This is a genomic window from Pseudoalteromonas sp. 1181_04 (assembly GCF_052850545.1).
In genome coordinates this window covers 12,911-27,010 of sequence record NZ_VXCS01000034.1, presented here as the reverse complement: position 1 = coordinate 27,010, position 14,100 = coordinate 12,911, and the positions used below count along the sequence as shown (strand labels likewise).

The window sequence follows — 14,100 nt, the reverse complement described above, 5'->3', positions numbered from 1 at the left end:
TTTACTCTCCTTGAGTTTTTGTGTTTATTTGACCAAGGCGTTCACGTTGATACGAACCACTTTGAACGTTTTGACACCACTGCTGATTATCTAAATACCATTGTACCGTTTTTCGTAAACCTGTTTCAAAGGTTTCGATTGGCGTCCAATTTAGTTCTTTACTCATTTTTGATGAATCAATTGCATAACGTCTGTCATGCCCTGGTCTATCATTTACAAACATGATTTGCTCAGCATACTTAGGTTTTTTAGGCACCAACTCATCTAAAATACTGCAAATTGTTTGTACAACCTCAATATTTTGCTTTTCATTGTGGCCGCCAATATTGTATGTTTCGCCTACTTTGCCTTCAGTCACTACTTTATATAAAGCACGTGCATGATCTTCAACATAAAGCCAATCGCGAATTTGGTCGCCTTTACCATAAACAGGTAAATCTTTGCCTTCAAGTGCATTTAAAATCACTAATGGAATTAATTTTTCAGGGAAATGATAAGGCCCATAATTATTTGAACAGTTAGTCACTATAGTTGGAAAGCCGTAAGTTCTTAACCATGCTCGCACTAAATGATCACTAGATGCTTTACTTGCTGAATATGGGCTACTTGGGGCATAAGAGGTTTGCTCTGTAAATAAAGGCAGCTCTTTATCAAACGCATTATCATCTTGTTCATCTGGATGTGGTAAATCACCATATACTTCATCAGTTGATATATGATGAAACCTAAAAGCTAGTTTAGCGCTATCATCAAGGGTATTCCAATACTCGCGAGCAGCCTCTAATAAGGTATAAGTGCCTACAATATTAGTTTGTATAAACTCAGCAGGACCAGTTATTGAGCGATCAACATGGCTTTCTGCGGCTAAATGCATTACAGCATCAGGGGTATGCTGTTTAAAAACACGGTCAAGCTCTGCGCGGTCACAGATATCAACTTGCTCAAATGTATAGCGGTCACTCTTTTCGATATGTTCTAGGGACTGTAAATTACCAGCATAGGTTAACTTATCTAAGTTAATAACTGAGTCACTGGTGTTTTTAATAATGTGGCGAGTAACAGCCGAACCAATAAAACCAGCTCCACCTGTAACGAGAATTTTCACAATCAATCCTTTATTAGTTTAAAAATCAGATAGCAATTTAGTTATGCTACTGTATCAAGTCCTAAATTAAGCCAGAGTCAGGTCAAATATGAAAGTTAATACCTTCTTTTCTGAATGGATCTCTATGGCTAACCTTTACTTTAAAGCGTGGCATAATGCCCTGCTTACAAAACATTTTACCACAGAGGCGTTCGCTACACCGAAAACCATTCGTGGCTAAAGCCGACTCCTACGTGTTCTGTGTGGTAAGCCTTTTACTTTAGTTACAACTGCGCGGCATAAAGCCCGACTTACAAAATAAGTTCTACCACCGAGGCGTTCGCTACATCGAGAAAAGCTAGATAAAGTTAATTTATTAGCTCTCTAATCTCTGCCTCCGTGAACTCAGTGTCCTCTGTGGTGAATTTACTTAATTTTTTTCCACCGAGAGCACCGAGGCGTTCGCTACACCGAAAAACCATTCGTGGCGAAAGCCCGAAAAAATCATTTACACAAAAATAAGGGAGCTAGAATAAATGAGAAGAGATTAACGCATGCTTTATAACTTTTCTTAAGAGCAATGACCTTTACTTATTTGTACATATCTTAATTAAAACTGCGCGGCATAAAGCCCGACCTACAAAACATTTTTACCACCGAGGCGTTCGCTACATCGAGAAAAGCTAGATAAAAGTTAATTTATTAGCTCTCTAATCTCTACCTCCGTGAACTCAGTGTCCTCTGTGGTGAATTTACTTAATTTTTTACCACCGAGAGCACCGAGGCGCTTTGCTGCACCGAAAAACCATTCGTGGCTAAAGCCGACTCCTACGTGTTCTTTGTGGTGAGCCTTTTACTTTAGTTACAACTGCGCGGCATAAATCCCGACCTACAAAACATTTTTACCACCGAGGCGTTCGCTACATCGAGAAAAGCTAGATAAAAGTTAATTTATTAGCTCTCTAATCTCTACCTCCGTGAACTCAGTGTCCTCTGTGGTGAATTTACTTAATTTTTTACCACCGAGAGCACCGAGGCGCTTCGCTACACAAAGAAAATCATTCGTGGCTAAAGCCGACTCCTACGCATTCTCTGTGGTGAATCTTTTACTTCAGTTACAACTGCGCGGCATAAATCCCGACCTACAAAACATTTTTACCACCGAGGCGTTCGCTACATCGAGAAAAGCTAGATAAAAGTTAATTTATTAGCTCTCTAATCTCTACCTCCGTGTCCTCTGTGGTGAATTTACTTAATTTTTTACCACCGAGAGCACCGAGGCGCTTTGCTACACAAAGAAAACCATTCGTGGCTAAAGCCGACTCCTCCGCATTCTCTGTGGTGAACCTTTTACTTTAGTTACAACTGCGCGGCATATAGCCCCGTATACATTTGAAGCCAAAGGTTTTAGGTGCTAGTTACTTCTCTTGCACCTATTTAACCTTTTTGTCGCGATATAAAATCGCTGCTTCGTTTTACTTATCCGATTTATATTCGTAATTGTAGTAACCGTAATAGCCGTATGCATTACTGGCTTTTTTTAGTACGCCGTTGAACACTACACCTTTAACATCAGCGCCATTTTGCTCAAAGCGATTACGGGTAAGTTCGATCTCTTTAATATGGTTTTGTCCAAAACGTGTTACTAATAAAGTAGTACCGGTATGGGCGCTAACTATTGCCGGGTCGGTCACCGCTAAAATAGGTGGTGTATCAACAATTACTATATCGTATGCCGTCTTCTGCTTGAAAACAAAAATACTAAAGTTACTGTGCATCAGTAACTCTGATGGGTTTGGTGGTATTTGCCCACGAGTAATAACACTCAACCCTTCTACAGTGGTTGGCTTGGTTACTTGCTCAAGGTTTAAACGCCCAGATAGGTAATCACTCAAGCCATCATCCCACTTTAAGCCAAACTGGGTTTGTAAGTAGCCTTTACGCATATCGGCATCGATTATCAGTACTTTTTTACCGCTTTGAGCCAATACAGCAGCTAAGTTAACTGATACAAATGATTTACCCACACCGGGGCTTGGGCCGGAAATAGCAATTAGGTTATTTTTAGCCTCCATCATCGCAAAATGTAAACTAGTACGCAGGCTTCGCAGTGCCTCAATTGATAAATCCGCAGGGTTATCAAGCGCCAATATAGATTTAGGTTTATTTGCTTTGTTTTTAAGTGATTTACTAAACCCAGTGAGTTTATCTTGATAATCTGAGTACGGTACGCTGGCATATACTGGCAGGCCAATTGCCTCAATCTCATTTGGATCTTCAACGCCTTTGTGCATTGCTTTTTGCACTAGCACAATTGCAACAGCTAACATACCACCGAGCATAGTAGCCATTACTACTATCAAGGCTTTTTTAGGCTTAACAGGTTTTGAGGTATTCACCTCTGCAAAATCAATAATACGTACGTTACCGACTGTACCTGCACGCACTATATCAAGCTCTTGGGTTTTACTAAGTAAAAGTGTGTATATTTGGTTACTTACTTCTACGTCGCGTTTTAAGCGCAATAACTCTTGTTGAGTCTCTGGTAAATTACCTACTTCGCCAACTAATTCTTTTTTCTGCTCATTAACAGCGTTAATTTGCTCAATTAAGCCTTGGTACGTTGGGTGGTCTTTTTTAAACTTACGGCTCATTTCAAGGCGCTTTAACTCAAGTTCTTGCAGTTTAGTTTCAAGCTTTACTACTTGCTCTAATACGCCTTGCGTTTCAAGGGTAATATTGATTGATTGACGTTTAATTTGGTAATCGTTAAAACGTTGCTCAGCAAACTCTAACTGTTTTTTAATTTCTGGTAATTGTACTTCCAAAAACTCAAGGGATTTTTGCGCTTCGGCTGAATTGCGCTCCACGTTACGGCGTACATATATGCCCGCTACTTTATCAAGTACTTTTTCAGCATAATGTGGTTGTTCGCTCTGTAGGCTCAAGTTAATAATACCGGAGTCTTTGCCCTTTTCGCTGGCACCAATCGCAGCCTGTAAATCTAATATCGTATTTAAACGGTCTTTGCGCTGTATTGTAAACTCAGTACCGACACGGGCGTTTAAACTACGTATCGTTAAGTTAAATTTACCATTAGTGAGCTCTTGCCCTACTTTACCCGCTAATATTTGTTCACCATCTTCATTTAGTAATACGACTGCATGATTTTCTTGTGCTACTAAGGTAAAACTAGAGCCAACAGCTAAAGGTGGTACATCGAATCTAAATACATCAATGCTCTCACCACCCCACGCATATGAGCTAGCGCCAAAACTCGGCTCTGCTAACTCACCTTCGCTCATAGGGCTAAATTTACGAAACGCACGGCTACCTATAAACGGGAATAATTTGGGCTCTGCAATTACGTCAAGGTGCAAGGTATCTACCGCTTCGCCAATGACTGAGCGTGATTTTAGCAGTTCAATTTCTGTTACCGCAGCTGAGGTACTTTCAAACATACCCGACATATCGTCAAAACCAGGCACTGAGCCACCGCTTTCTTCAACTTGAATCATCGCCGTTGCTTGATATACCGGGGTCGAAAACACCGCATAAACCACACCCACAACCATAAACAGAGCTGTTAAGGCGATTATAAAATATTTACGATCGATCAAAGCTCCAAAAAGTGCCATTAGGTCAATTTCTTGGCTTGCTTGTGCCTGTTGTTCAGACAACCGATTTTGTTTGTTTGCTGCTAATGCAGTGGGCTGAGCATTCATGTACTAGCCTATCCTTATAAATACTTTTGCCAAGCGCTACAGGCGCTGTCGATTAATGCATAAACGTGTTCAAACGCTTCAAGACTCTGCCTATATGGATCTGGCACTTCTTTATCATCCAACCATTTACCGAGTAAAAAGGTTTTGCCGCGCGCTTCGGGGTAGCGACTACACAGGTCAGTTAAGTGGCGTTGTTCCATCACTAAAATAACACTGTTTTGCGCAACTAGGCTTGATGTTAACTGCCGACCTTGGTGCTCGTCCATGTTTATACCATTCGTTGCAGCAATCTGCTTTGCTGTCGCGTCGGCGGCTTTACCTTCAAGTGCGGTTAAACCAGCAGACGATACTTTGATATTTTTACCTGCTAATTTACTTTTTAATACGTATTCAGCCGTTGGGCTGCGGCATATATTGCCTGCGCACACCACTAAGATAGAATCAAACATTATATCTCCTAATTAGTGCCCAAATCATCAAAACGCTCAACCGTCGCAATTGATGGTAATAATAAACTTATTACGCGATTCCAACGAGCAAGTGGTGCAGAAGTTACATACACAATATCGTGTGGCTGTAATTCAAATTGCTCAGCTAGCACTAACGCTGCTACATTTTTTGCATGCAGCTGATATACATCAGCAATAACACCATCGGTTTCAAGGTTACGTTTACGTAGCACAAACACACCATTTGCATCGGCGGTGCTTTCGTTTAAACCACCGGAGTTGGTTAGTGCTTCAGCAAGGTTTAAACCATAACGGTTTACATCAACTGAACCCGCTTTTTTAACATCTCCTAAAACAAAAACACGCTGTAAGTCATTACGGTTTACATGCACTATATCGCCATGCTGTAATAAGCGGTTTTGTGAAATATCGCCATGCGCATAAAAATCATCAAGCTTTATTACTTCTGTTTTGTCGCCACGAGTAAACGTTACTGTGCGCCAATCAGCATTCTCAGTCAGTCCGCCTGCTTGATTTAAGGCATCAATCAATGTGAGTGGAGTTTCGGTTACTGGAAATATACCAGGCTTATTCACTTCACCTGTTACGTATGTTTTTTGGCTGCGAAAACCAACCACTTTAATATCAATTTGAGGGTCTTCAATCACTCGACTTAAGCGTTTAACTAACTCGCTGTGTACTTGTTGTACTGTTTTACCTGCCGCCTGAATATTCGGCGCATAAGCGTAAGTTATGGTACCGTCTGCTTGCACGCGAAAACCATCAAACTCTGCGGTACGTTGTACTGCAGCTGGTATGGTTAATTCTGGGTGATCCCACACACCAATAGTAAGTACATCACCTACACCAAGTATGTATTCGTAATTACTAACGTTTAAACCATCAAGGCTCGAAGGTGGCTTAGTTTTTTTGCGCGATTGTTTTTGCTGATAAATTAAAGATGAGTCAATAATTTGAATATTTACTTTTTCAAGGTCTTGTTCAAGGTTTTTTGTTTGTTCACCCGATTCGATTCCTTCGAAATGGCTACCGGGGATGATTGTACAACCTGTCATTGTTAGCAACGTGAGTGATGCTACAAGTGTTTTACAGCTTAGCGCCATTGTTTATTCCCAAATAATATTAAATTCTAAAACTTTCAGCTTATTTTAAATAATTTGCTGTTATTTTTGCTGGCTAATTAAAGCATGGCTACCCTTGCTTCGCAAGGTTGACTGCACGTTTAGTGTGCAAGCAGTTAACTTTTTTGTTAATTTAGTTAAAAGCTTCGGGCTTCGGGCTTCGGGCTTCGGGCTTCGGGCTTCGGGCTTCGGGCTTCGGGCTTCGGGCTTCGGGCTTCGGGCTTCGGGCTTCGGGCTTATCAAGTATTTTTGATGGTTTTTATTAACTTGCCAAGCATTTTCCCAATTATTTCACATTCTTCGAGAATAAGTTCAGACTGCGTGTGACTAATATAACCCAATTCAAATGCAATCATAACCTGAGTTTTTAACTCACCTATAGAGCCTTTAGCTATACCTAAAAACCGCGCTTTTTCTTTTTCAAAATCTCTTTCAAAACCCTCTGCTATATTACTTGGCACTGAGACAGAGCATCTGCACATCTGATCTTTCAAACCGTAATCACGTAAAGTTTCAAATGTACTATAAATTAATAAACTAAGCCTGAAAGCCCTTTGCCAAACTTCTAAATTTTCATATCTCATGACCAATCCATGTTGATTTGCGGCGTGCTGAAAATAATTTGACAATAAAAAATGTTTTGAAGTTTCAAAACCCATCTGTTCAATCCTAGGGCACAAACTATAAAACAACACCATACTGCTCGTATCACGATGCTCATAACCCGTAGCTTAATCAGGCACGCTTCCGCCCCTAGGTTACAGTTCCTACGTTCTGGTCAGTTTAATTCAAATTGTAAAATACAAGACCTTTCGCGGTAGCAAGCCACTCGCCTACAAAACTGTTTTTACCACCGAGAGCGCAGAGATGCTTCGCAACACCGAGAAAACATTTATGAAGCCCTTAGGTTAACTTATTATTCCTTCCTCTGTAATTTCGGTGTTCTCTGTGGTGAATCTTTATTCTTTTCGGGCCAAAGCCGGCTCATATGAAAACCATTTTTATCACCGAGCACTGAGTAAATCTTTCGCGGTGGCAAGCCACTCGCCTACACGTAATTAAACACCAGTATAAAATTTAACACCGTAGGCGTTAAGCTTGCTGACGCGTGTTAATTAGGTCATTGTCACTTCCCTAGTGCCTTTAACCTTTAACCTTTAACTTAAAACTTTTAACTTACTTTTCTTACGTCGCTGTTATCTACGCTCATTTCTATTTGTTTATTTAGTAGGTTGACTAACAATATGCTGCGCATGTCGCCGTCTGGCTCTTTAAATATTGCTTGTACGTCTTTAAATGAGCCATTATTTAGGCACACTAAATCACCGGGTTGCGGTAAATTATTACTATCTTGGGCTAGCTCGAAATTTTTTAATTCTTTGATAAGTTGTGCAGGTACTAATTGATACGACGCACCATACGACACAAAACCACTAATACCGCGGGTGTTTTTTACCGCAGCAAAGTTGCCGGTGTGGGGATTTAAGCGAACAAATAAATAATTAGGAAACACAGCTAATTGCTTAAAAGTACGACGACCCTTAATTAGCTGTTGTTTTTGTAGCTGAGGAAAAAAAGCTTCAATCCCTTGGTTTTGTAAATTAACTTGGGCACGAGCTTCTTGCCTTGATTTACAAAATAATAAGTACCAACTATCCATATCAATCCCTAAAATAGTGACTTTGCGTCTAAGAACTGCATATTCTTATTTCAGACGCGGGGGATTATACGTGCTACTTTAGGGTGATGTCTATAAAAAAACCGATTAAAACTTTTCAGACTCAACCTCTGTTTTTTATTAATCAGTTGCCTAAACAGTTATGGTCAATATTTTCACTATAGATGGCGGTTTTAGAATTTACTCTACACTAAAAACGTTATTGCTTTAGCACATCAGCACTAAGGCACTTTCAAAAACTAAAAAATTGTTTTTTGAAAGTGCCTAAAACATTTCTGTAAATAACCAACATTCAATCTGAAGTTTGTTGATACTTCTCTAAATAAAACCACAAAATGAGTTGCACTAATAAAAGAAGGGCATAAGCAACATTTAGCGCCAAAGCTATTCCTACACCATTATTTAATGGTATTAGTAAATATGAAAGAGTTAATACCGTTATGGCCCATAAGAAATTTAAAGCAAAACCAAACCATGCTTTATTATTTGCAGGCCAATAACTACCAAAAGCGGCATTAAGAGAATATAGAATAACGCATGGTATCAAGTAGTTAAATATCTCTCCAGCGCTAATAAAGTACTCTTCCCCAGCAAGTTTTAATATCAGGCTTTTGCATATAAACAAAAAAGCTACGACCACGACTGAGAAAATCAGATTAGCAGCCATGATATCCATGACCTTTACATTCCCCCCCTTCTTAGAAAGGGTTGATATGTAATAACCAGACAAGGAACTAGGAATAAAAATAGCCACTAAATAGACCTGATAAACCCAAGAGAAGTAAGCAATTTCCTCTTTAGAGCTGTTAAACTCATTGAGTAAACCTAAGGTGATTGTTATTGCAGGAGCAACCATCATTGCACCAAGGATAGAAGGCGCACTTAAGCTTTTAAAAATTTTAAATATACTTTTATCAATATAAAAAAAGAACCGCCAACTAACCTCTAATTTAGATTTAAAAAACAGCTCATAAGTACCGAATGCATTAAAAAGTAACCTAAATACAGCAACGGCAAGTAAACCACCGATTACTCCATACGCATCGATTAAGTAAATCGCGAGCGGCAAAAATATTACAAAAGTAGCAATTGAGTAGAAAAATAGCGTTTTATATTTTGAGGAACCATAGAGAGCACCTTCATAAACCCCACTAAACCCAATCAATACCATCAAAGCAACAAATAGTATAAAAAAACTATTATCTGATGATATACCAACAAGCTCACTTTTAAGATAAGGCAAGGTCAATAAGAACAACCCCAAAACCAACAAGAAAGTGAAGCTAATGCTTGCACATAACGTTTTGCTTTTGAGGTTTACATCATCAGAATATTTTGAAAAAACTGTGTTTGTAGTAACGGAACAGCCGAACGCTACAAATGTCGCTAAGCTTGATACGATGCTAAGTAAATATGAAAACTCACCAAACTCGCTCCCTGTTAATAATTTTACGGCTATAAAATTTATTAACAATAAGGAGCCGCGCGACACAACCCCATAGCCGACTGAGTAAACTACATTTAAATTCACACTTCACACCATTAGCTTATTAGAGCGTATTTGAACCTGACAGAACATCGCAGATGCGTTGGCATGCTTGGCCATCACCATATGGATTATGAGCACGACTCATTTCTTTATATGCTGCATCGTCAGTTAACAGCTCATTCAATGCGGAAGTAATTTTTGTTACATCAGTACCAACTAATTTTACTGTACCAGCGTCTACTGCTTCTGGGCGCTCTGTGGTATCCCGCATAACAAGTACAGGTTTACCTAAGCTTGGGGCTTCTTCTTGAATACCACCTGAGTCAGTTAAAATTATGTGTGAGCGATTCATTAAGTATACAAATGGCAAGTATTGTTGCGGCTCTATTAAATGTACGTTATCTACATCTTTTAATATACGCTTTACCGGTTCTTGTACGTTTGGATTTAAATGTACTGGGTAAAGTATTTGCGTATCTGGATGAGTTTTAGCTGTTTGCGCTAATGCTTCACAAATACGCTCAAATCCGCCACCAAAGCTTTCTCGGCGATGGCCTGTTACCAAAATAAGTTTTTTACTTTCATCAAGCATTGGAAATTGTGACGCTAATGTATTACTTAGCCCTGCATCACCTTCTATTTGCTGCTTAACCAGTAAAAGTGCATCTATAACCGTATTACCGGTTACAAAAATATTTTCATCTGCATAATTTTCTTTTAGAAGGTTCGCTTTTGAGGTGTCGGTTGGCGCAAAATGAAATTTTGTTAATGCACCTGTTAATTTACGATTACCTTCTTCAGGCCATGGTGAATAAATATTACCGGTACGTAAACCCGCTTCAACGTGACCAACTGCAATTTGCTCATAATATGCCGCTAAACTCGCTGCAAATGTTGTTGCTGTGTCGCCATGAACAAGTACAACATCTGGTTTAAATTCTTTAAGAACTGGCGTCAGTTCTTGTAAAATACGACTTGTTACTTCTGGCAGTGTTTGCCCTGCTTTCATTAAATTTAAGTCGTATTCTGGGGTGATTTTAAAAAGCTCAAGTACTTGATCTAGCATTTCACGGTGCTGTGCCGTTACACATACTTTAGCTTCAAAGCGGCTATCATTAGCCAATGCATGAACAAGAGGTGCCATTTTAATGGCTTCTGGGCGAGTACCAAATACTGTTAATACTTTCACTTTTGAATCACTTTTTTAATTAATGGATTAAAAATCTCATTTACATTTAAACCCAATTTATCTGCATATAACTGACAAACCTTTTTAGTTCGATCATTTATATCAAAATCAGATTCGATTTTATTCCGCGCGTTTGTTGCAAGACGATCAGCGAAATCAGGATCATCTAATAGCTTTTCAAGACATTTAACTAGACCGTCAACATCTTTGGGCTCAAATAATAGCCCATCAAACTGATCTTTTACTAGGTGGTTATTCCCTTGAATATTTGAAACCACACATGGCAACTTTGTTGACTGTGCTTCAAGGATCGCTAAGGGCATTCCTTCCCATAATGAAGGTAATACAAATACATCAAACTCACGCAACTGCTCAGCAATGTCATCCTTCCAACCAAGCAACCTTATATGCTGTTCAGCTTTCGCTTCATTGATTATTTCTTTCAATGAAACCTCTAGCTCACCACCACCTATAAATCTAATTTCAAAATCACTTCGACGAGAGAATAGTTTAACTCCAGCCTTAGCCAAGGTAATTGGATCTTTCTGCGGCCATAAGCGACCCACCATACCAATAACTTTTTTATTATTTTGGGCATTGCCAGCTGCAGGATAAAACTTATCCGTGTTAACCCCGTTAGCGATAACACACACGTTAGATTCTTTAGTTTTTAATTGATTAACTGCTATATCTTTATCATCTTGATGTAAGCAAATTACCTTATCACTAAACTTACTTCCCACATACTCCATTATAAAGTAGAGAGACTTTGCAAATTTGCTCTGCGCTGCTGGGAATGAAAAACCATGTACAGTATGAACTACCATTGGTACACCAGCTAACTTTGCAGCAATACGCCCCAATACACCTGTTTTCGATGAATGGGTGTGCACTACATCGAACTTTTCTTGTCTGCATAATCGATATAATCTATAAAACGCTTTCAAGTCATTAATTAAGCTAATTTCACGAACTAACGAGTCTATAAAAATTGACTTAATACCAGCGCTCTCTGCATACTTAGTTAGCTCACCGCTTTCTTTGTAAATTAAATACCTGTCAACACTTTGATTGTCCAAACGAATCAACTCTTCAAAACTAACTCGCTGAACACCAGTCATTAGTGGTAATAATTGCACATGAGCAATCTTCATTTAATTTCTCCGTCAACATTGGGAGGCTTTGTTACCCAATGATACATAAATATAAGTAAAGGAACTAAAAAAGGGTAAAAATTTTGCCTATAACGTATTGCTGAGCCTGGATTAAATATTCCAAATGGGTAATGAACAAGCAGTAACCAAAATAAGCTAAAAAATAGAACTCCAAATGCAATAAAGTTGAATTTATAAGATAACAGTCTATAAATTTGTCCAAGGTACAAAAATGAAAAGACGAGCATTATAACAAGGCTTTCAAGGAAAAACACAGCCCATACAGGCCTAGCAATAGTTTCATTTATTGTAGGCCCCCAGAAGCTAATAAACATTCCATATAACATACCTCTAAAAAAGTCCCCTTCGTTCACAAAGTAAATATTTTCTCTAGTCGATTTTGCATTTTCAGGATCAAAATGAGAATACATATTGAGTGTAACTAGATCGATATACTCACTAACTGAAACAAGCAACATGAATTGCACTGTAAACATACACAAGAACAGTAGTATAGAAAGGTATGCATTTAGCCTAAACTTAATCAACAGGTATAAATAAACAACTACACTAATAATGGCAACAAAATACTGAGGTTTGAAAATCAATAAAAGATAACAAAAAAATAAAAATGAAATTTTGCTTATTTCATCCCTTTTATCGATCATATTAATTATTATGACTGCAAAGTAACTCATAAACAAAACTGCAACAGCTTCTTTTGAATGTATTGATGTCCAAATCAAATATGATGGCATTACGTTTAAAAGAATAAATAAATACAACAACCATTTATTATTAAAGACACTTCTCTTTTTTAGCGCATTAAAAGATACTGCAACCCCAATAAAGCTTAAAATCATAGCAGGCAAATGGTACAGTGGCGGCTGAAGGTATTTGACAATAGCTCCGCTAAGCTCCATCAATGCCGTTGATGAATAGAGTAAAGATGAACCAAAGGTAATTGTTGATTCTAAATATCTATGACTATCACCTAATTGAGAAACTTTTGAATAGCCAAACTCTGCTACAAAAATAAATAAAAATTTAATTATAAACAGATAAAAAAGCACCGCATTTTGTTTATAAGATATTTTCATTTTTTAATTAAGGCAAGGTAAGTAGGTTTTAAGTATTCATCAAAATAATTTAAATAACGGTTTTTCCAACATTCGCCAGCGTTCTCACCTAACTTTTGAATACTTTCACTGGTTGCATCATGTTCCAACCAGTTTAGTAATTCATTTAAATCATTAAATGAGTCTCCGATAACCCAACCGCTGTTATTTAATTCAACTTTCTCACCTGGAGGTGTACCTTTTGAGGTGATTAGTGGCCTAGATAAAAATAGGTGCTCATAATACTTGTTTGGTGAAGCATAAATATGGTTTGGATTCGATAAGTAGTACAAACCTAATAATATGTCACAGCTAGACATGATCTCTATTGCTTTTTTGTGATCGACAGAACCATAGAAAAAAACATTATCATTTTTAGTTTCTTTAAATAGTTGTTCACACCCTCCAAAACCGGCTATATGGAGCTCTAAACCTCTTCCCTCAATAGCTTTGAGAATATTTTCTAATCCGCGACAGTGCGATTCTAGTACACCTACGTAGCAAATTTTTAGAGGCTTTTTTGCTGCAGGCTTTTCATTACACAAAAATTGACTATTTGGAACATTCTCAATTATGTGAACATTATTTTTAGATGAAAAATCATGCTGTTGTACTCTTTTATCATCAACTAATATAATATTATTTGCGTACTTTGCAACTATAGATTCTAATTTACAAGATGCCAAGCGAGTAAAACCATTCAGATTTCGTGAATCGGCAAAATGATCATACACTTCATATATATACTCTGATCTAAAAAACAATTTAGCTAGCATAGCCATGATACTTGTATCTAAATCGACAGCATGAATTATAGTAATTTCCTTTCGGTTATTACGTATATAATTTAATATAAATTTAAACCATCCTAAGTAGCCAAGGAGGCTTTTTAACTTAGCGCCATAGGTAGCTTTTTTTGTATAAAAAGTTGTATTTTTTTGCTTTTCAGGAACGCGATTACGAGGCCAATAGAGAACATGATATTTAATGTTCTCTTGTTCAAGTAAAGAAATATATTTGTTAATTCTTGAATCGAATTTAATGTCAGCCGATCTAAGCAATAAAATCATTT

The 14,100-nt window shown here is 38.0% G+C and carries 12 protein-coding genes; 1 reads left to right on the top strand and 11 read right to left on the bottom strand.

Annotated elements, in window-relative coordinates; translation table 11 throughout:
• Position 1: 1 nt before the first annotated feature.
• Positions 2–1,105 carry a dTDP-glucose 4,6-dehydratase gene (gene rfbB, locus FW757_RS20905; RefSeq protein ID WP_446441656.1) on the bottom strand — a complete coding sequence of 368 codons (1,104 nt, stop codon included), beginning with the start codon at positions 1,103–1,105 and terminating at the stop codon, positions 2–4.
• 88 nt (positions 1,106–1,193) lie between these two features.
• On the opposite strand from rfbB, the gene FW757_RS20900 reads away from it, so the two are divergent.
• Positions 1,194–1,325, top strand: a complete 132-nt coding sequence (locus FW757_RS20900; protein WP_259398552.1) for a hypothetical protein — start codon at positions 1,194–1,196, stop codon at positions 1,323–1,325.
• A gap of 1,234 nt (positions 1,326–2,559) precedes the next feature.
• On the opposite strand, the gene FW757_RS20895 is transcribed toward FW757_RS20900, so the two are convergent.
• From FW757_RS20895 to FW757_RS20850, 10 genes are all read right to left on the bottom strand, one after another.
• A complete protein-coding gene (locus FW757_RS20895) occupies positions 2,560–4,809 on the bottom strand; it encodes a polysaccharide biosynthesis tyrosine autokinase (protein WP_446441655.1) in 2,250 nt (749 codons plus the stop codon).
• A gap of 14 nt (positions 4,810–4,823) precedes the next feature.
• Positions 4,824–5,258 carry a low molecular weight protein-tyrosine-phosphatase gene (locus tag FW757_RS20890; protein ID WP_149980561.1) on the bottom strand — a complete coding sequence of 145 codons (435 nt, stop codon included), beginning with the start codon at positions 5,256–5,258 and terminating at the stop codon, positions 4,824–4,826.
• Positions 5,259–5,266: 8 nt separating this feature from the next.
• The gene (locus tag FW757_RS20885) at positions 5,267–6,382 is read right to left on the bottom strand and encodes a polysaccharide export protein (protein ID WP_182798193.1); all 1,116 of its coding nucleotides are present in this window, start codon (positions 6,380–6,382) and stop codon (positions 5,267–5,269) included.
• A 257-nt stretch (positions 6,383–6,639) separates the two neighbouring features.
• Positions 6,640–6,984, bottom strand: a complete 345-nt coding sequence (locus FW757_RS20880) for a four helix bundle protein (RefSeq protein WP_182719297.1) — start codon at positions 6,982–6,984, stop codon at positions 6,640–6,642.
• A 587-nt stretch (positions 6,985–7,571) separates the two neighbouring features.
• Positions 7,572–8,060: a transcription/translation regulatory transformer protein RfaH gene (gene rfaH, locus FW757_RS20875; protein WP_182719280.1), complete on the bottom strand. Its 489-nt coding sequence runs from the start codon at positions 8,058–8,060 to the stop codon at positions 7,572–7,574.
• 310 nt (positions 8,061–8,370) lie between these two features.
• Complete coding sequence (locus FW757_RS20870; RefSeq protein WP_182719279.1) at positions 8,371–9,609, bottom strand: hypothetical protein; 1,239 nt, start codon at positions 9,607–9,609, stop codon at positions 8,371–8,373.
• A 19-nt stretch (positions 9,610–9,628) separates the two neighbouring features.
• Positions 9,629–10,756 (bottom strand): non-hydrolyzing UDP-N-acetylglucosamine 2-epimerase, encoded by a 1,128-nt coding sequence (wecB, locus tag FW757_RS20865; protein WP_182719278.1) that lies wholly within the window; start codon positions 10,754–10,756, stop codon positions 9,629–9,631.
• The gene (locus tag FW757_RS20860; protein ID WP_182719277.1) at positions 10,753–11,910 is read right to left on the bottom strand and encodes a glycosyltransferase family 4 protein; all 1,158 of its coding nucleotides are present in this window, start codon (positions 11,908–11,910) and stop codon (positions 10,753–10,755) included. Before FW757_RS20860 ends, wecB begins: the two co-directional genes overlap by 4 nt.
• Positions 11,907–13,010: a hypothetical protein gene (locus tag FW757_RS20855; protein WP_182719276.1), complete on the bottom strand. Its 1,104-nt coding sequence runs from the start codon at positions 13,008–13,010 to the stop codon at positions 11,907–11,909. The genes FW757_RS20860 and FW757_RS20855 overlap by 4 nt, the downstream gene beginning before the upstream one ends.
• A complete protein-coding gene (locus FW757_RS20850; protein ID WP_182719275.1) occupies positions 13,007–14,098 on the bottom strand; it encodes a glycosyltransferase in 1,092 nt (363 codons plus the stop codon). The genes FW757_RS20855 and FW757_RS20850 overlap by 4 nt, the downstream gene beginning before the upstream one ends.
• Positions 14,099–14,100: the final 2 nt, after the last annotated feature.